General features: G+C 72.9%; 16 protein-coding genes. 7 read left to right on the top strand and 9 right to left on the bottom strand.

Features of this window, described 5'->3' with window-relative positions:
- Window positions 1–146: 146 nt before the first annotated feature.
- Both ACFYP3_RS24465 and ACFYP3_RS24460 read left to right on the top strand, forming a co-directional pair.
- Window positions 147–1,409: a TerD family protein gene (locus ACFYP3_RS24465; protein ID WP_388836245.1), complete on the top strand. Its 1,263-nt coding sequence runs from the start codon at window positions 147–149 to the stop codon at window positions 1,407–1,409.
- 102 nt (window positions 1,410–1,511) lie between these two features.
- The gene (locus ACFYP3_RS24460) at window positions 1,512–1,688 is read left to right on the top strand and encodes a hypothetical protein (protein WP_388836242.1); all 177 of its coding nucleotides are present in this window, start codon (window positions 1,512–1,514) and stop codon (window positions 1,686–1,688) included.
- A gap of 87 nt (window positions 1,689–1,775) precedes the next feature.
- Here ACFYP3_RS24460 and ACFYP3_RS24455 read toward each other — a convergent pair whose 3' ends face one another.
- Together ACFYP3_RS24455 and ACFYP3_RS24450 are read right to left on the bottom strand one after the other, a co-directional pair.
- On the bottom strand, window positions 1,776–3,215 hold the full coding sequence (locus ACFYP3_RS24455; protein ID WP_388836239.1) for an alkaline phosphatase PhoX: 1,440 nt from the start codon (window positions 3,213–3,215) through the stop codon (window positions 1,776–1,778).
- Between the two features lie 252 nt (window positions 3,216–3,467).
- On the bottom strand, window positions 3,468–4,970 hold the full coding sequence (locus ACFYP3_RS24450) for a hypothetical protein (protein WP_388836236.1): 1,503 nt from the start codon (window positions 4,968–4,970) through the stop codon (window positions 3,468–3,470).
- Window positions 4,971–5,359: 389 nt separating this feature from the next.
- On the opposite strand from ACFYP3_RS24450, the gene ACFYP3_RS24445 reads away from it, so the two are divergent.
- From ACFYP3_RS24445 to ACFYP3_RS24435, 3 genes are all read left to right on the top strand, one after another.
- Window positions 5,360–7,201 carry an endonuclease/exonuclease/phosphatase family protein gene (locus ACFYP3_RS24445; protein ID WP_388836233.1) on the top strand — a complete coding sequence of 614 codons (1,842 nt, stop codon included), beginning with the start codon at window positions 5,360–5,362 and terminating at the stop codon, window positions 7,199–7,201.
- A gap of 60 nt (window positions 7,202–7,261) precedes the next feature.
- Window positions 7,262–7,723 (top strand): GNAT family N-acetyltransferase, encoded by a 462-nt coding sequence (locus tag ACFYP3_RS24440; RefSeq protein WP_388836230.1) that lies wholly within the window; start codon window positions 7,262–7,264, stop codon window positions 7,721–7,723.
- 143 nt (window positions 7,724–7,866) lie between these two features.
- Window positions 7,867–8,121, top strand: a complete 255-nt coding sequence (locus ACFYP3_RS24435; protein ID WP_388836227.1) for a hypothetical protein — start codon at window positions 7,867–7,869, stop codon at window positions 8,119–8,121.
- A gap of 83 nt (window positions 8,122–8,204) precedes the next feature.
- Here ACFYP3_RS24435 and dapD read toward each other — a convergent pair whose 3' ends face one another.
- Window positions 8,205–9,185 (bottom strand): 2,3,4,5-tetrahydropyridine-2,6-dicarboxylate N-succinyltransferase, encoded by a 981-nt coding sequence (gene dapD / locus ACFYP3_RS24430; protein WP_388836224.1) that lies wholly within the window; start codon window positions 9,183–9,185, stop codon window positions 8,205–8,207.
- A gap of 9 nt (window positions 9,186–9,194) precedes the next feature.
- Window positions 9,195–10,466, bottom strand: coding sequence for an MFS transporter (locus ACFYP3_RS24425; protein WP_388836221.1), 1,272 nt, complete (start codon window positions 10,464–10,466; stop codon window positions 9,195–9,197).
- Window positions 10,467–10,541: 75 nt separating this feature from the next.
- Between ACFYP3_RS24425 and ACFYP3_RS24420 the strand changes: the two genes are divergently transcribed.
- The gene (locus ACFYP3_RS24420) at window positions 10,542–11,417 is read left to right on the top strand and encodes a winged helix-turn-helix transcriptional regulator (RefSeq protein ID WP_388836218.1); all 876 of its coding nucleotides are present in this window, start codon (window positions 10,542–10,544) and stop codon (window positions 11,415–11,417) included.
- Here the strand turns inward: ACFYP3_RS24420 and ACFYP3_RS24415 are convergent.
- Entirely contained in the window at window positions 11,414–12,004 is a 591-nt protein-coding gene (locus tag ACFYP3_RS24415; RefSeq protein WP_388836216.1) for a TetR/AcrR family transcriptional regulator, read from the bottom strand. The genes ACFYP3_RS24420 and ACFYP3_RS24415 overlap by 4 nt on opposite strands.
- Window positions 12,004–12,324: a DMT family transporter gene (locus tag ACFYP3_RS24410; protein WP_388836214.1), complete on the bottom strand. Its 321-nt coding sequence runs from the start codon at window positions 12,322–12,324 to the stop codon at window positions 12,004–12,006. The genes ACFYP3_RS24415 and ACFYP3_RS24410 overlap by 1 nt, the downstream gene beginning before the upstream one ends.
- Before the next feature lie 123 nt (window positions 12,325–12,447).
- Between ACFYP3_RS24410 and ACFYP3_RS24405 the strand changes: the two genes are divergently transcribed.
- Window positions 12,448–13,290 (top strand): hypothetical protein, encoded by an 843-nt coding sequence (locus ACFYP3_RS24405; protein ID WP_388836211.1) that lies wholly within the window; start codon window positions 12,448–12,450, stop codon window positions 13,288–13,290.
- Here ACFYP3_RS24405 and ACFYP3_RS24400 read toward each other — a convergent pair.
- The 3 genes from ACFYP3_RS24400 to sufU all read right to left on the bottom strand — a co-directional run bounded on the left by ACFYP3_RS24400 (window position 13,274) and on the right by sufU (window position 15,641).
- The gene (locus ACFYP3_RS24400; protein WP_388836318.1) at window positions 13,274–14,605 is read right to left on the bottom strand and encodes a hypothetical protein; all 1,332 of its coding nucleotides are present in this window, start codon (window positions 14,603–14,605) and stop codon (window positions 13,274–13,276) included. The genes ACFYP3_RS24405 and ACFYP3_RS24400 overlap by 17 nt on opposite strands.
- Before the next feature lie 233 nt (window positions 14,606–14,838).
- Complete coding sequence (locus ACFYP3_RS24395; protein ID WP_030009139.1) at window positions 14,839–15,183, bottom strand: metal-sulfur cluster assembly factor; 345 nt, start codon at window positions 15,181–15,183, stop codon at window positions 14,839–14,841.
- A complete protein-coding gene (gene sufU / locus ACFYP3_RS24390) occupies window positions 15,180–15,641 on the bottom strand; it encodes a Fe-S cluster assembly sulfur transfer protein SufU (protein WP_388836208.1) in 462 nt (153 codons plus the stop codon). The genes ACFYP3_RS24395 and sufU overlap by 4 nt, the downstream gene beginning before the upstream one ends.
- Window positions 15,642–15,668 lie beyond the last annotated feature (27 nt).

The raw sequence follows: 15,668 nt of genomic DNA, 5'->3' as shown, positions 1-15,668 counted from the left end.
ACCGGCCCGTACGGGTCCGGCACCGAGCTCACGGCCCGGAACGACCCTGGGCACCCCGGGAACCGCCCTCGCGAACGGCGCCGAAATCTCGCGCGAGGGTAAGGGAACGGCAAAGGCCCTCCGGTCGTTCACCGGGCATGACCGCTATGACCCCTGGTTCCAATCTGCCGCTCAATGCCGTCCGTGTGACGGTGGACGTGGCCGCGCCGGTGCGGCTCGACGTATCGGCCCTGCTCCTGACGGCCGACGGCAAGGTGCGCTCCGACGCCGACTTCATCTTCTTCAACCAGCCCTCCGGGCCCGGTGTCGGCTACCGGTCCGGCGGGGGTGCGGCGCCGGACTCGATCACCGTGGACACCGGCGCGGTGCCGCCGGGCATCGAGCGGATCGTGGTCACGGCCAGCCCGGACGCCGCCGGGCAGACCTTCCAGGGCATCGAGCCCACGGCCACCGTGCGGAACGCCGACGGCGGCGCGGTGATCGCGTCCTTCACCCCGCCGCAGCTGGGTTCCGAGACCGCGCTCGTCGTCGTCGAGATCTACCGGCGCGGCGGCGTGTGGAAGGTGCGCGCGGTCGGCCAGGGGTACGCGAACGGCCTCGCCGGCATCGCCACCGACTTCGGCGTCTCCGTGGACGAGGAGCCGGCTCCCGCGGCCGCCGTCGCCCCGCCCGTCGCCCCCGCCCCCACACCCCCCGCCCCGCCCGCCCCGCCGGTCTCGTACCCGCCCTCCCCCTGGCTCGGCGGTGCCACGACCCCGACGGCGCCCACCCCGGCCGCCCCGGTCCCGGCGGCGGCCCCGGCCGCCCCGCCGGCCGCCGCGGCCGGCACGGGGAAGATCAACCTCGACAAGGGCCGGGTCAGCCTCCAGAAGAACCAGACCGTCTCCCTGGTCAAGGGCGGCCGCCCGCTGCTCTCCCAGGTCAAGATGGGTCTGGGCTGGGAGCCCGCCTTCGGCGGCCGGGACATCGACCTCGACGCCTCCGTCATCGCGTACGGCCCCCAGCGCAACCACATCGACAGCTGCTACTTCGGCAAGCTGTCCATCCTCGGCGGCTCCGTCAAGCACTCGGGTGACAACCTCACCGGTGAGGGCGCGGGCGACGACGAGGTGATCGTCGTGGACCTCGGCCGGCTCCCCGCCGAGGCCACGGGCCTGGTCTTCACGGTCAACTCCTTCTCCGGCCAGAAGTTCACCGAGGTGGCGAAGGCCTACTGCCGCCTGATCGACGCGGCGAGCGGCGAGGAGCTGGTGCGCTTCGACCTGACCTCCGCCGAGCCGCAGACCGGTGTGATGATGGCCAAGCTGATCAAGCAGTTCAGCGGCGAGTGGGAGATGACGGCCATGGGCGACTTTGTGAAGTCGCGCACAGTGCGCGGCATGGTCAAGCCCGCCGCACAGGCACTCTGAGCAGGTGGGCGGGCACCGGCAGCCACAGCGGCGCATCCCGGGTGATGGATGCCACGCGTAATCCGTAAGTGGCTGTCAGTGTCCGCCCGTAGCCTTGAAACCATGCACGAGACACTCACACCCGCGGGTCCCGCCCGCCCGTCCGCCGCCGAGGCGAACGAGGCGATACGGCACCTCGTCGAAACCCGGGTGGACGGCGAGTGGCCCTCGGAGGCGTATGCGTTCCTGCTCTCCGAGTGGGCCGAGGCCTCGCGTGCGGAGGTTCCCGCAGGCCCGTGAGCGCGGGCGGCCGTCCGCACGCACGGGCCCGTTCACACGCCCGCACGCGCGTGCCCGTCCGCACGGGCACGCCGCACGCCGTCCGCGTCAGTGGCCGCGCCGCCACGGCCCGGTGATGGCCAGCATGATGCCCGGGCTCTGGATGTTGGCGAACAGCGTGCGCCCGTCCGGGGAGAAGCAGACCCCGGTGAACTCGGAGTACTCCGGCTTCTCCGCCGACCCCTCGTTCAGCTCGTTGCGCGCCAGCGGGTAGGTGCGGCCCGACTCGGTCGCGCCGAAGAGATGCTGCAGCCCCGAGCCGTCCTCCGCGATGACCAGGCCGCCGTACGGGGACACGGTGATGTTGTCCGGTCCGTCGTAGCCGCCGTCCACCGCCGGATCCGCGTTCACGCCGATCAGGACGGTCAGGCGGACCGTGCGCCGCTTCGGGTCGTAGAACCACACCTGGCCGTCGTGCGCCGCGCCCGGGCTCTCCGCGCGGGCGTAGGACGACACGAAGTACGCGCCCCCGTCGGCCCACCACATGCCCTCCAGCTTGCGCCCGCGCGTCACCACCCCGTCCGCGAACTGCTTGCGCACCGGCACGGTGCGCGCGTCGCGGTCCGGGACGTCCACCCAGTCGACCCCGTAGACGGTGCCGATCCTCGTCGCGCGCGAGAAGTCGTCGACGAACCGGCCGGAGCTGTCGATGCACTTGGCGGCCTGGAGGACGCCGGCGTCGGCCGCGAGCGTACGGAGCCTGCCGCGCCCGTGGTGGAAGCCGCGGGGCGGGGTCCAGCGGTAGAGCAGCCCGTTGGGGCCGGAGGCGTCCTCGGTCAGGTAGGCGTGGCCCTGACGCGGATCGATGACCACGGCCTCGTGGTCGTACCGCCCGAACGCCTTGATCGGGCGGGGGTCGCGGTTGGCGCCGCGATCGTGCGGGTCGACCTCGAAGACGTAGCCGTGGTCCTTGGTCATGCCGTTCTTGCCGGCGAGGTCCGAGTTCTCCTCGCAGGTCAGCCAGGTGTTCCAGGGGGTGGAGCCGCCCGCGCAGTTGGTGGACGTACCGGCGATGCCCACCCATTCGGCGACCTCGCCGCCGCGCCGGACCTCGACGACCGTGCAGCCGCCGGCCGCGGCCGGGTCGTAGACCAGGCCCTCGGTGAGCGGGACGGGGTGGGTCCAGTTCGAACGGGGGCCCTTGAGCTCGTGGTTGTTGACGAGGAGGGTGACCCCCCGGTGGCCCTCGAAGGCGGCGGTCCCGTCGTGGTTGGAGGGGGTGCTCTCGCCCGACTCCAGCGTGGTGACCCCGCTGTGCGTGATCACGCGGTACGTGAACCCGGCGGGGAGGGCGAGGATGCCGGCGGGGTCGGGGACGAGCGGGCCGTAACCGGGCTCGCAGGGCCGCCCGTGGTCGTCGCGGTGGGTGCTGTCGTCGGCCGCCAGCGCTCCCGGGGCGGTGGCGAGTGCGCCGACGGTCCCGGTGAGGGCCACGCCCGCGCCGGCGATGACGGTACGGGCGGTGAAGTCTCTACGGCTGAGCGGCATCGGGTCTCCTGGGGTGGGGAGGTGGTGCGCCTGTCGTGCGGTCGTCGGCGCACACGCTCTCGCCCGCACGTGAACGGCGGCTGAACTACCCACGAAGAGGATCAGTCCCCTTGCCGGTGGACGGAATGGCCAACTCCGGCCCCAGGAACGGCGCGATGTCGCCACCCCACCAGCCGCACCACCGGCCACCCGACCAGCGTCCCACCGGCCGTCCCGACGGACCCCCACCGGCCGCCCCGCAGGCCGCCCGGTTCAGGGCCGGCGCGAGCGCGCCTTGAAGGCGGCCTTGCGGGCCTCCTTCGCCGCCCGCTTGTCCGGGTGCAGCCGGCCCATCGCCTCCAGGACGTACGCCGTCGCCGGGTGCTCCACCCGCCACACCTGCTCGAAGAAGCCCGCGTGATGAGCGGTCAGGGTCTGCATCAGGAGCGGCAGCTCCTCCGTCTCCCCGTCGGCGTCCAGCTGCGCCGCGATCGTGTCGACCGTCAGCCAGAACACCATCTCCGGGTCGGGCGCCGGTACGTCGACCACCCCGCGCTCCGCCAGCCAGACGCGGGCGAGCCCGCCCAGCTCCGCGTCGTCCAGCACCGCCCGGACCGCCGGCTCGGCCTCGAGCCCGGCCGGCGCCAGGGCCTGCTGGCACCGGAGCCGGCGCAGCGGGCCGCCCTCGTCGTCCCCGCGCGCGGCGGTCAGCAGTTCGGCGACCGCGGCGGGCAGTTCACGGCCGGCGAGCCACTGTTCGATCTCGGCCTGGGCGGCGTCCTCGGGGTAGCGGGCGACCGCGTCGAGCAGGGCGTCGGCGCCCTTGTCGGCCAGCTCGCCGACGGCGGGTGCCTCGACCCCGGCCTCCAGCATCCGGGCCCGGATCCCGTACAGGCCGAGCGGGGTGAGGCGGACCAGGCCGTAGCGGGAGACGTCCTCGTCGTCCGCGGCGCTCGCGGTCTCCGGCTCCAGCGGGCCGTCGGCCTCCGCCATCAGCTCCTCGTCCACGGGCCGGAACTCGACCAGTCCGATCGGCTCCAGCTGCCTGAACTGGTCGTCGAGGCGCATCATCGCGTCCGAGACCTGCTCCAGCACGGCCTTGGTGGGCTCGCCCATGCCGTCGGGCGCGACCATCGACGCGGCGAGCACGGGCAGCGGAACCGGCCGGTCCGCCGCCCCGCCCTCGGTGACGGTGAGCAGGTAGAGGTTGGCGAGGACCCCGTCGAGGAAGTCCGCCTCGCGGCCCGGGTTCCAGTCGAGCTGGTCGAAGTCGATCTCGCCGCCCGCGTCCAGCGCGTCGACGAGGCCGTCCAGGTCGGGCACCGCCGCGTCGGCGAGCACCGTGTCCAGGGCCGCCAGCCAGAGGTCGAGCACGTCGCCGGGGGCGCCGCTGGTCACCAGCGCCAGGTCCTCGCCGGGGGCGGCCGTGCCGAAGTGCTCCTCGCCGTCCTGGCCGGCTCCTTCCCGGTCGCCCTGTCCGGCGTCCTCCTCCGGCTCCGTCACGTCGACCAGGCCGGTGTCCACGGCCACCCGCCAGGCCTGCCCCGCGTGCCCGGTGGAGTCCTCGTCGGCGGGGTCGAGGCCGAGCACCGCGACGGCCTCGGGCAGCTGCTCCGCGACGAGTTCGCCGCCGACGTCGACGCGGGTTCCGGGCCCGGCCCAGCGGGCGAGGCGCACGGCGCGTGCGAACAGCGGGGCGACGAGGGCGTCGCGCGCCAGCTCCGCGTCGGAGTGCAGCCGTACCGGCGGCAGCGTGGGGTGCGACTCTGCGGACATGGTGCTGTTCTCCTCGCGGACGCCGTGGGGCCGGGCGCGCAGCCGGGCGGGCGGGTCGGAACGGCCGGTTGGTCCGTCATGTGCGCGCGGACATCGACGACATGGCCGACATGACAGGCAAGGCGGCGCGGGGCAGATGTGGCGCAGATGACAGCGGTGGCCGTCGTTCGGCGCCCCAGCGTAGACGCATTTCGGGACCATCCGGCGGGCCATCACCGTTGGTTCATCCCACAGTCAGCTGTCGTATTCCCTGGAGGGCTTGACAACTTTGCTGGCCACACAGGAAATTGACGCGCGTAGATGTATCAAGGGCGGTACGCCTCCCGCAGATCTCGCTGCGACCCGCTGCCGCGCCCCCCTTTCCCTCTCCCACACCGGAGTTCCTGCCCATGCGCTCCTCGCATCCCCGTTCCGCCGCCGTCGCGGCCCTCGTCGCCACCGCACTGGCCACCGGCCTGCTCGCGGGCTCCGCCGACGCGGCCGAAGGCGCCGTGTCCGCCGATCCGATACGCATCCACGACATTCAGGGCACCACCCGGATATCCCCGCTGAACGGCAAGCAGGTCACCGACGTCGAGGGCATCGTGACGGGCGTGCGGACGTACGGCTCGCGCGGCTTCTGGATCCAGGACCCGGACGCCGACGACAACGACGCCACCAGCGAGGGCGTGTTCGTCTTCACCAGCTCCGCCCCGACCGTCGCCGTGGGCGACGCGGTCAAGGTCTCCGGCACGGTCGGCGAGTACGTCCCCGGCGGCCTGAACTCCGGCAACCAGTCGGTCACCCAGATCTCCAAGCCGACGGTGACCGTCGTCTCCTCCGGCAACGCGCTGCCCGAGGCCACCGTCATCAACGAGTACTCGGTGCCCGCCGAGTACGCCCCGGCGGGCGACCCGGCCGCCGCCGGCAGCATCAACGGTCTGACCCTGGAGCCGGCGCGCTACGCCCTGGACCTCTACGAGTCCCTGGAGGGCATGAACGTCAGGATCGGCACCTCCCGCGTGGTCGGCGCCACCGACCCGTACGCGGAGCTGTGGGTCACGGTGAAGGGCTGGGAGAACACCGCCAAGCGCGGTGGCACGATCTACGGCTCCTACGAGTCCCAGAACACCGGCCGCCTCCAGATCCAGCAGCTCGCGCCCCTCGCGCAGCAGCCCTTCCCGGTGGCCAACGTCGGTGACAAGCTGACCGGCACCACCGAGGGCCCGCTGGACTTCAACCAGTTCGGCGGATACACGCTGGTGGCCCGCACCCTCGGCACGGTCACGGCGGGCACCCTCGCCCCCGAGAAGACCAAGCCGCAGGCCGAGCAGGAGCTCGCGGTGGCCACGTACAACGTGGAGAACCTCGACCCGACCGACCCGCAGGAGAAGTTCGACGCGCTGGCGAAGGCGGTCGTCGAGAACCTCGCCTCCCCCGACGTCCTCGCCCTGGAGGAGATCCAGGACGACAACGGCGCCAAGAACGACGGCACCGTCTCCGCCGAGCAGACGCTGACGAAGTTCACCGCGGCCATCGCGGCGGCGGGCGGCCCGGCCTACCAGTGGCGGTCCGTCAACCCGCAGGACAAGAAGGACGGCGGCGAGCCCGGCGGCAACATCCGCCAGGTCTTCCTCTTCAACCCGGCGCGGGTCTCCTTCACCGAGCGCGCCCCCGGCGACGCGGTGACGGCGACCGGCGTGGTCAAGGAGAACGGCAAGGCCGCCCTGACCCACTCCCCCGGCCGCGTCGACCCCGCGAACCCGGCGTGGGCGGACAGCCGCAAGCCCCTCGCGGGCGAGTTCGTCTTCCGCGGCAAGACCGTCTTCGTGATCGCCAACCACTTCGGCTCCAAGGGCGGCGACGAGGGCCTGACCTCGCACCACCAGCCGCCGGTCCGTTCCTCGGAGGCCAAGCGGCTGCTGCAGGCGCAGGCCGTGAACGGCTTCGTCAAGGAGATCCTGGCGGCGGACAAGAACGCGAACGTCCTGGCCCTCGGTGACATCAACGACTTCGAGTTCTCGGCGACGACGGACGCGCTCGCGGACGGCGGGGCGCTGTACCCGGCGATCAAGTCGCTGCCGAAGGCGGAGCGCTACTCGTACGTCTACCAGGGCAACGCGCAGGTGCTGGACCAGATCCTGACCAGCCCGGCGATCAAGAAGTTCACGTACGACAGCGTGCACATCAACGCGGAGTTCGCGGCGCAGAACAGCGACCACGACCCGCAGGTGCTGCGCTTCAAGCCGTAACCACGGGACCGCGGGGGGTCCGGCCGCCGTCCCGGCCGGGCCCCCTGCCACAATCCGGCCATGGACTTCCGCACTGCCGCGCGCCGGGACCTGCCCGCCGTACTCGCCCTGCTCGCCGACGAGGACCAGGTCCTCGATCCGGCCTCGGTCGTGGTCGGCGAGGCGCACGAGCGGGCCTTCGCCGCCATCGGGGCGGACCCCCGCAACGAGATGCTGGTCCTCACCGACGGCGCCGCCGGGGCGGAGGTCGTCCTCGGCTGCCTCCAGCTGACGTACATACCGGGCCTGGGCCAGAACGGGCGGGAGCGGGCCGTGGTGGAGGCCGTACGGGTCCGTGCGGACCGGCGGGGCGCGGGACTCGGCGCGGAGCTGATGCGGCTGGCCGTCGAGCGGGCCCGCGAGCGCGGCTGCGGCCTGGTCCAGCTGACGAGCAGCAAGCGGCGCACCGCGGCCCACCGCTTCTACGAGCGGCTGGGCTTCGCACGCAGCCACGAGGGCTTCAAGCTGCAGCTGGAACCGTAACGGGACTTTCCCGGGCAAGGTGGGGACTTCCGGCCCTGACGTGACGCTCGACACATCCCTACCGAATCCACCGGTTGTGGTGTTGAGTATCTCCACGCCCGATCTTGCCCCGGCTTGTACCGCCCCCTCCCTGGAGGATCCGCGTGTTCCCCTCCATCTCCCTCGCCCAGGAAATCGGCCTCGCCGTCCTGCTCGTGGCCGCGATCGTCTGGGTCGCCGGCCTCGGTCACATGCTGCGGGACAGCCGCTCCCACCGGCCGGAGCCGGCCGCCCCCGCGGGCCTGCCGATGATCCCGGCCCAGCGCGGCTCGGCCGGGCACCCGATGGAGTCGGTGGAACTGACCGAGGCGGAGCAGCAGGCCTTCGCCGGCCTGATCCGCACGATCCCCCTGCACTGACCCACCGGACTCGTCCGCACGTACGCCGAGCGCCCTCCCGGTCCACGGAAGGGCGCTCAGTCGCAGGTGGGTGCGGTGGTACGTCAGTTGTGGCTGTGCAGGACCTCGTTCAGGCCGCCCCAGGCCGCCTTGTACGGGCGGGCCTCGACGGCGCCGGTGACCGAGTTGCGGCGGAAGAGGATGTTGCTGGCGCCGGAGAGCTCCAGGGCCTTGACGATCTGGCCGTCCGGCAGGGTGACGCGGGTGCCCGCGGTCACGTACAGGCCGGCCTCGACGACGCACTCGTCGCCCAGGGCGATGCCGACGCCGGCCTCGGCGCCGATCAGGGTGCGCTCGCCGATCGAGATGATCTGCTTGCCGCCGCCCGAGAGGGTGCCCATGGTGGAGGCGCCGCCGCCGATGTCGGAGCCGTCGCCGACCACGACGCCCGCGGAGATGCGGCCCTCGACCATGGAGGTGCCGAGGGTGCCGGCGTTGAAGTTGACGAAGCCCTCGTGCATGACGGTGGTGCCCTCGGCGAGGTGCGCGCCGAGACGGACGCGGTCCGCGTCGGCGATGCGCACGCCCTTGGGGGCGACGTAGTCGGTCATGCGCGGGAACTTGTCGATCGAGGTGACCTGGAGGTGCAGTCCCTCGGCGCGCGCGTTGAGGCGGACGGTCTCGACCTGGTCGATCGCGACCGGGCCCAGCGAGGTCCAGGCGACGTTGGCCAGCAGGCCGAAGAGGCCGTCGAGGTTCTGGCCGTGCGGCTTGACCAGGCGGTGGCTGAGCAGGTGCAGGCGCAGGTACGCGTCGTGCGCGTCCAGCGGCTTGTCGTCCAGGGAGGCGATCACCGTGCGGACGGCTACGACCTCGACGCCGCGGACCGCGTCCGTGCGGATCGCCTTCGCCGCGGCGGCGCCGAGGAGCTCCACGGCCTGCTCGGCGGTGAGGCGCTCGGTGCCGGCCGGACCGGGCTCGGCGACCAGCTCGGGAGCGGGGAACCAGGTGTCGAGGACGGTGCCGTCGGCGGTGAGGGTGGCAAGTCCGGCGGCGACGGCGCCGGTGGTACGCGTAGCAGTCATATCCGAAACCTAACCGGCGACGGCCGTCGGTCGCGAACCGGTCTCATGTGCCGGGCGGGCGCGCCGCCGCACCCCCCGCACGGCCATGGCCAGCACCGTTGCCCCGGCGGCCGTGCCGAGGGCCGCGCACAGCGGCCACAGCAGGTCGGGCGCCACCTCGTACAGGGCCCCGCCGAGGGGGGCGGCGAGGACGACACCGCTGATGGAGACGCCCGCGTACAGGCTCTGGAACCGCCCGATGGCGTGCGCGGGCGCCTCGTCCGCGATGTAGGCGGTCGCGGTGGTCTTGTAGAGGAGTTCGCCGAGGGTGAGCAGCAGCATCATGGCAGCGGCGGTCGCGGCGCCCGCACCGAGCACGAGCACCGCGTAACCGCCGCCCACGAGCACCAGCCCGGTGCCGATGATGTGCAGCGGGGGGCGCCGGCGCAGGGCCAGGGTGGCGGGGATCTCCAGGAGCAGGATGACGCCGCAGTTGATCGCGATGAGCCAGCCGTACGCGCGGGTGTCCAGGCCGTGGTCGGCGAGGTAGACGGGGAAGGTCGTCAGGTGCTGCCGGTAGACGACGTCGATGGCGACGATCGCACCGAGCAGGACCGGTACGGCGGGGCGCGCACGCAGCTCCCGCCACAGCCCCCCGCGGCCCAGACCCCCGTCCGGGGCCGCGGAAGGGGCCGTGGACGGGGCCGTGGACGGGGCCGTGGGCGCCCTGGCCGGGACGACCCGGGCGGTCCAGAGGGCGAAGAAGAGGGTGCCGAGGCCGTCCAGGACGAAGAGCCAGTCGTACGAGAGTCCGGTCGCGATGAGGGCCCCGAGCGGTGCGCCCACCGCGAAGCCGCCGTTGGACAGGCAGCGGGTGACGGCGAAGGCCTGGCGCCGGGAGCCTTCCGGCACGGTGACGGCGACCAGCGCGGAATGGGCGGCGCGGACCACCCCCGAGGCGTAGTGCGCGACCGGCAGCACGAGGGCCAGCAGACCGGTGGGGACCGCCGGCAGCACGACGAGGGCGGCTCCGCCGAGCGCGGAGGCGGTGAGCAGCACCCGCCGGTGACCGAAGCGGTCGCCGTACCAGCCGCCGGTGAAGTTGCCCGCGACGAGGCCGATGCCGCCGATGCCGGAGAGCAGGCCGGCCTGGGCCGCGCCGAGGCCGCGCGGTCCCGTCAGGTAGAGGAAGACGAAGACGTAGCCGAAGCTGACGACGGTGTTGACGAAGATCCCCGCAGCCAGCAGCCACACGACCCGCGGTACGTCCTTGAACCCCTGCAGCACACCCGTGCCCCCCACATTCCCTAGTAAGTTCCCTTTGGGAACTGACTATGTCAGCATGACAACCTCGGGTCAACGGACAAAGGAGTTCCCATGGCCCAGCGCACACACCTCGGCGACGCGGACTGCGCCATCGCCCAGGCCCTCGACGTGGTGGGCGACTGGTGGACGCTGCTGATCGTGCGCGACACCGCGCGCGGCCTGCACCGCTTCGACGAGCTCCAGCGCGAACTGGGGATGTCCCGCAAGGTGCTGACGGAGCGGCTGAAGATGCTCGTCGAGGCCGGGGTGCTGACGCGCGAGCCGTACCAGGAGCGACCGGTGCGGTACGAGTACCGGCTGACCCCGCGCGGGCGGGGGCTGCTGCCGGTCCTGGTGGCCCTCCAGGACTGGGGAGACACCTGGGTCCTGGGAGAGGGAGAGATGACGGCCACGACCGACGAGGCCTCGCGGGAGGCGGAACGGGTGCACGCGCTGCGCGGCACGCGGGTGCCGAGGCTGCTGCTGCCGGACCGTTTCGGCGGGCTGAGCGACCCGGTGGCGGACACGCCGTTCACGGTCCTGTACTGCTTCCCGGGCGCGTACGCGCGCGCCGAGGCCTATCCGCCCGGCTGGGCGGGCATCCCCGGCGCCAAGGGCTGCACGTTCGAGTCGTGCACGTACCGCGACCAGCTCGCGGAGTTCACCGCGGCCGGCGCCACCGTGCACGGGGTCTCGTCCCAGCGCCCGGACGAGCAGCGGGAGTTCGCCGAGCACGAGCGGCTGCGGTTCCCGCTCCTCTCGGACGCGGACCTGGCGCTGACCGCGGCCCTGCGGCTGCCGACGTTCCGCGCGGCGGGCGTGACCCGGCTCAAGCGGCTCACCCTGGTCGTGGACCGCGACCGCACGGTCCGCGAGGTGATCTACCCGATCCGGGACATCGAGGCGAGCGTGGCCACGGCGCTGGCGACGGTCCGCTCCGCGGGTTAGCCGAGAAGGGGCCGGCCGAGGGCGTTCGAGGCGGCCTGGGCGCCGCGGAGCACCCGGCCCAGGACCTCGCGGGCGTACGGCTCGTCGTACGGGGCGTCCGTCAGCAGGACCTGGAGGCCGATGCCGTCCATGACGGCCACCAGGGCCCGCGCCGTCACCGGGTCCGTCCGCGCGGCGAGCGCCGCGGTCACGGACTCGCACCACTGCGATGCCACCGGCCGCAGCGCCGGGCGGCGCAGGGCCGCGAGGTAGAGCTCGTACTCCAGCTCGACCCGGCTCCGGTCCGCCGCGAGGAGCTCCCCCAGCAGGCGGGCCAGCGTCCGGGCGAGGTCCGCTTCCGGGTCGGCCAGCGCCGCCGAGTCCGCCACCGCCCGCGCGAAGCCCTCGTTGGACTGGCGCAGCGCCGCGACCAGCAGGTCGTCCAGGGTCTTGAAGTGGTACGTCGTCGATCCGAGCGGTACGTCGGCCTCCGCGGCGGCGCTGCGGTGGCTCAGGCCCGCGATGCCCTTGGCCCCCACCACCCGGATCGCCGCGTCGATGATCCGCTGCCGCCGGTCCGGGTCGTAGCGCCGCACGCCGGGGGACATCAGTGCGCCCCGCCGAGGTTCAGCAGGACCACCCCGCCGATCACCAGGACGATTCCGGCGATCTTCGCGGCGGTGGCCGCCTCCCCCAGGAACACCATGCCGATGGCGGCGATGGCGGCGGTGCCGACGCCCGCCCATATGGCGTAGGCCGTGCCGACCGACATGGACCTGAGCGTCTGCGCGAGCAGGGTGAAGGCGATGACGTACCCCAGCAGGGTGCCCAGCGAGGGCCACAGCCTGGTGAAACCGTCGCTGTACTTCATGGCGGTGGTTCCGGCGACCTCGGCGGCGATGGCCGCGGCAAGCAGTACGTAGGGCATGTGTACGAGGGTACACATCGATGCGTACGCCTGTACACACAAGCGACCCGCCGCACGACCCGGGACTCCTGCGGTCCGCGGCGCTACCCTGTCGCCCTCCTCGGGAGAAGGGGCGGCCCGCGCATGGCGCAGCATTGGACCCACCAGGGCGGCGGCTGGCTGCCCCCGCGCTCTCCCCGGGCGGGCGTGATACCGCTGCGCCCGCTGGCACCGGCGGAGATCCTCGGCGGCGCCCTCGCCACCCTGCGCCGGCACGGCGGCCGGCTGCTCGGCGCCCTGCTCCTGGGCCAGCTCGGCGGGCTGCTGCTGGTCGCCGTGGTCGCGGGGGCGGCCACCCTCGCCTCCCTGACCCGTACCGCCGGCAGCCGGGCGTTCGTCTACGCCCTCGTTCCGGCCTTCGCCCTGTTCCTGCTGTTCGGCTGGGCCCTGTCCGGCGCCCTGGCCGCGGCCCTGCTCCGGCCGGCCGTGCTCGGGCGCCGCGTCGCCGCGCGCGAGCTCCTGCGGGCCGCCCTGCCCCGGACGCCCGCGGTGCTCGGCGCCGGGCTGCTTGCCCTGCTCGCCGCGGCCGGGCCGGGGGCCGCCGCCTTCGCCGCCGGGCTGCCGGCGCTCGCGCTGCTCCCGCTGGCCCCGGTCGCCCTGTGGCTCGCCGTGCTCTTCGCCCTCGCGCCCACGGCCGCCGGGTACGAGGGGCTCGGCCCGGTGGCGGCCCTGCGCCGCTCGGCCCGCCTGGTGCGCGGCGCCTGGTGGCGGACCCTGTGCGTCACCGTCGTCGCGGCGGCGCCGGCGCTGGGTGCCGCGTACGCCCTCCAGTACGGGTTCGGCGCATTCGGCGTGCTGCTCGCGGCGGCCCTGCTGCCGGCCTTCCCCCAGCTGACCGCCGGCCTGCTCTACGCCGACCGGCGGCTCCGCCGTGAGCACCTGTCCGGCTCGTTCACGGCGGAGCCCCTGATCACGGGTTCAGCGTGAACCAGGCCGCCCGCGCCTTCTTCCACTCGGGGTGCGTCAGGTCCTTGGCCTCGATGCCGTCGCCGTAGAGGTCCGCGGACCCGCTGTCGGTGACCAGCTGCACCCGGGCGCCCGCGACCGTCAGGTCCGGGACGTCCACGATCGCCTCCCAGCCGCCGGGGTCGGTGGTCGGCAGGTCGGCCCGCTTGACCGGGGCGTGCCCGGGAACGCCGTCCCACTGGTAGAGCGCGTACGGGTCGGAGTTGTCGTCCGCGGCCCAGGAGCCGGCCAGGATCAGGTACTGCCCGGCCGCGTTCTTGCGGATGTCCCGGACCGCCAGCCCGCCGAGGTCCAGCTCGATGCCCGCCCCGAAGACGGCCTTGGCCCCGCTCGCCAGGACCTTGTCGAAGTTGGTGACGGGCACGATCAGCGCCTTGCCGCCCGGCACGGCCGGTGCCAGCGGGGCCCGGAAGCCCAGGTAGGCGGTGGTCGTGGAGCCGGGCGCGAACTCCAGCCCCTCCACGTTGAAGCCGTCGATCTGCTTGGGCGCCTCACCGGCCGCGGTGCCCGCCGCGAAACCGTAGCGGTCGCCGTTCGCCGTGTCCCAGGCGACCAGGTCCTCGCGGAGCTTCTTGTACGAGCGGCCGTACGCCAGCTCCGTGCCCGTGCCGGCGCCGCTCACCGTAGTGGTGAAGACCGTGTTCCGGGGCGCCTTGTACTCGCCGTCCTTGTTGTTGCCGAGCGAGCCCGTCCAGTAGACGGTGTCGCCGATCCGGGTCGCCCCCTCGATGTCCACCTCCTTGCTGACCCCGAGCTGGGAGCTGAAGTCCCAGGTCTTCACGGGCGCGCCCGAGCGGGAGCGGTCGTACAGGCGCAGCACGTTGGACTCGTCGTCCGCCACCACCGCGTACCCGCCGCCCACGTCCACGGCGGCGGAGGAGTCCGAGGCCCCGGCGAAGTAGCGCGCGTCGGCCGGGTTCTGCACGGCGGCCGAGGCGGCGTAGGAGAGGGTCTTGGTGGCGGTCTTGCCGCCCAGTCCGGTGACCTTGACGGTGAGGTTGGTGTAGCCGCGGCCGCGCGCGGCGACGGCCAGCTGCCGCACCGCCCCGGCGCCGGTCACGGTGACGTCGCCGGTCGCGGCCACCGAGGCCTTGCTCGACGCCGAGGCGCTGACCGTCAGGGCGGAGGCGTCGGCCCCGCTCTGGCCAACGGTGACGTACACGACCGGGTCCCCGACGGCCCCGACGGCCCCGGAGAGGTAGGACGCGGACAGGGCGATCGTCGGCGTCCCGTACGTCACGGCCTGTGCGGGCGCGGTCAGCCCGACGATCAGCAGGGCGGCGGCGCCGGCTGTCCCGGCGGCGAAACGAACGGTCACGGAGGGTCCTCTCGTATGCGGCGCCACGTCGTGACGGCCGTCGAGAAGGTTCGGCGACGGTGGACAACTGCGGGTGCACGCCATCCGTCCACCCGGAGAACAGCGTTCCGGATCAAGAAGACAACAGCGGAAAAGCAACGAGGGCCCCTGGCACGGGTGTGCCGGGGGCCCTCGCACGGGCAAGCCGTGGCTCAGACGTTGAAGCCGAGTGCGCGGAGCTGCTCGCGGCCGTCGTCCGTGATCTTGTCCGGGCCCCACGGCGGCATCCAGACCCAGTTGATCCGGAGTTCGCTCACGATGCCGTCCGTCGCGGACTTCGCCTGGTCCTCGATGACGTCCGTCAGCGGGCAGGCCGCCGAGGTCAGCGTCATGTCGAGGGTGGCGATGTTGGCGTCGTCGATGTGGATGCCGTAGATCAGGCCCAGATTGACGACGTCGATGCCCAGCTCGGGGTCGACCACGTCGTAGAGGGCCTCGCGGACCTCCTCCTCGGTGGCCGGCTTGATCGACGCCTCGGGCGTCGCGTTCTCGGTCATGCCGTCTTCCTCTCCGCGTCGCCCAGAGCCTGGGCGGTCGCGTCCTTCCACGCCATCCAACTCAGCAGAGCACACTTCACGCGCGCCGGGTACTTGGAGACCCCGACGAACGCGACCGCGTCCTCCAGCACGTCCTCCATGGCCTCGTCCGGCTCGATCTTGCCCTTGGACTGCATCATCTCCAGGAACACGGCCTGGATCTTCTGCGCCTCGGCCAGGTCCTTGCCGACCAGCAGCTCGTTGAGTACGGACGCGCTGGCCTGGCTGATGGAGCAGCCCTGACCCTCGTACGAGACGTCGGTGAGCGTCTCGCCGTCGTACTTCACGCGCAGCGTGATCTCGTCGCCGCACGTCGGGTTGACGTGGTGCACCTCGGCGTCGCCCTCGCGCAGGCCACGCCCGTGCGGGTGCTTGTAGTGGTCCAGGATCAGCTCCTGGTACATGGAATCCAGCTTCACAGCGTCCTCGTCAGCCTCATCGTCGTC

Source organism: Streptomyces sp. NPDC005533, assembly GCF_042871845.1.
In the GTDB taxonomy this organism is placed as follows: domain Bacteria; phylum Actinomycetota; class Actinomycetes; order Streptomycetales; family Streptomycetaceae; genus Streptomyces.
The sequence above is the reverse complement of the archived record's forward strand: the minus strand, read 5'-3'. Positions and strand labels throughout refer to the sequence as shown.

What these genes read in the sequence shown, in the direction of transcription:
- ACFYP3_RS24460 (WP_388836242.1), top strand. Translation starts at nt 1,512, where the DNA reads ATGCACGAGACACTCACACCCGCGGGTCCCGCCCGCCCGTCCGCCGCC.
- ACFYP3_RS24405 (WP_388836211.1), top strand. Translation starts at nt 12,448, where the DNA reads ATGGCGCAGCATTGGACCCACCAGGGCGGCGGCTGGCTGCCCCCGCGC.
- ACFYP3_RS24465 (WP_388836245.1), top strand. Translation starts at nt 147, where the DNA reads ATGACCCCTGGTTCCAATCTGCCGCTCAATGCCGTCCGTGTGACGGTG.
- ACFYP3_RS24450 (WP_388836236.1), bottom strand. Translation starts at nt 4,970, where the DNA reads ATGTCCGCAGAGTCGCACCCCACGCTGCCGCCGGTACGGCTGCACTCC.
- dapD (WP_388836224.1), bottom strand. Translation starts at nt 9,185, where the DNA reads ATGACTGCTACGCGTACCACCGGCGCCGTCGCCGCCGGACTTGCCACC.
- ACFYP3_RS24440 (WP_388836230.1), top strand. Translation starts at nt 7,262, where the DNA reads ATGGACTTCCGCACTGCCGCGCGCCGGGACCTGCCCGCCGTACTCGCC.
- ACFYP3_RS24455 (WP_388836239.1), bottom strand. Translation starts at nt 3,215, where the DNA reads ATGCCGCTCAGCCGTAGAGACTTCACCGCCCGTACCGTCATCGCCGGC.
- ACFYP3_RS24410 (WP_388836214.1), bottom strand. Translation starts at nt 12,324, where the DNA reads ATGCCCTACGTACTGCTTGCCGCGGCCATCGCCGCCGAGGTCGCCGGA.
- ACFYP3_RS24445 (WP_388836233.1), top strand. Translation starts at nt 5,360, where the DNA reads ATGCGCTCCTCGCATCCCCGTTCCGCCGCCGTCGCGGCCCTCGTCGCC.
- ACFYP3_RS24395 (WP_030009139.1), bottom strand. Translation starts at nt 15,183, where the DNA reads ATGACCGAGAACGCGACGCCCGAGGCGTCGATCAAGCCGGCCACCGAG.
- ACFYP3_RS24420 (WP_388836218.1), top strand. Translation starts at nt 10,542, where the DNA reads ATGGCCCAGCGCACACACCTCGGCGACGCGGACTGCGCCATCGCCCAG.
- ACFYP3_RS24415 (WP_388836216.1), bottom strand. Translation starts at nt 12,004, where the DNA reads ATGTCCCCCGGCGTGCGGCGCTACGACCCGGACCGGCGGCAGCGGATC.